The organism is Larkinella harenae (assembly GCF_054780515.1).
Window position 1 is genome coordinate 1 of record NZ_BAAGWE010000037.1, and the last position, 771, is coordinate 771.

Genomic DNA, 771 nt, shown 5'->3' on the forward strand with positions numbered 1-771 from the left:
AGCCTCCTGGAAGCCGCCGTCGTTCGGGCGGGCTTAGCCGATGCCCTCCGGTCGGGGACACTCACCGTGTTTGCCCCCACCAACGCGGCCTTCCAGGCCGCTGGCTTTGCCAATGAAGCCGCCATCAATGCCGCGTCCGTCGAAACGCTCAAGGCCGTCTTGCAATACCATGTCGTTGGCCAGCGCCTGGCAGCCGCCCAGATTCCCACCGCAGCCAATACCGAGCTCAAAACCCTGAGCAATGCCACTCTGTATGTGACCAAAACCAACGCCGGGGTTTCGGTCAACGGGGCCCGCGTGACGCAGGCCGACGTGGCTGCGGCCAACGGGGTGATTCACGTCATCGACAAAGTATTGATGCCGGCCACCCAGAATATTGTTCAGCTTGCTCAGGGCAACCCCAATCTGAGTCTGCTGGTGGCGGCCGTAACCCGCGGTGGGGCACCGGTGCTCAATGCACTGACGGCAGCGGGTCCGCTGACGGTGCTGGCTCCCACCAACACGGCTTTCCAGGCTGCGGGTTTTGCCGACGCAGCGGCCATCAACGCGGCCCCGGTGGAGACGTTAACCAAAATTCTGACTTACCACGTGCTGGCGGCCCGGGCCTTTTCCAGTAATTTAACCAATGGGGCCAGTCTGACCACGGCGCAGGGGGGCAAGCTCCAGGCGAATGTGTCCAACAGCGGGGTGAGCTTTCTGGGGAGCGGCAACAACAATCAGGCGGCCAACGTCGTGAGTGCGAATTTGGTGGCGACCAATGGGGTGGTTCAC

1 protein-coding gene is annotated in these 771 nt (G+C 62.6%); it reads left to right on the forward strand.

The window, feature by feature from the left end; translation table 11 throughout:
• The coding region (locus ACYVH9_RS31610) for a fasciclin domain-containing protein (RefSeq protein ID WP_460640450.1) at nt 1–771 on the forward strand (771 nt) is incomplete at both ends.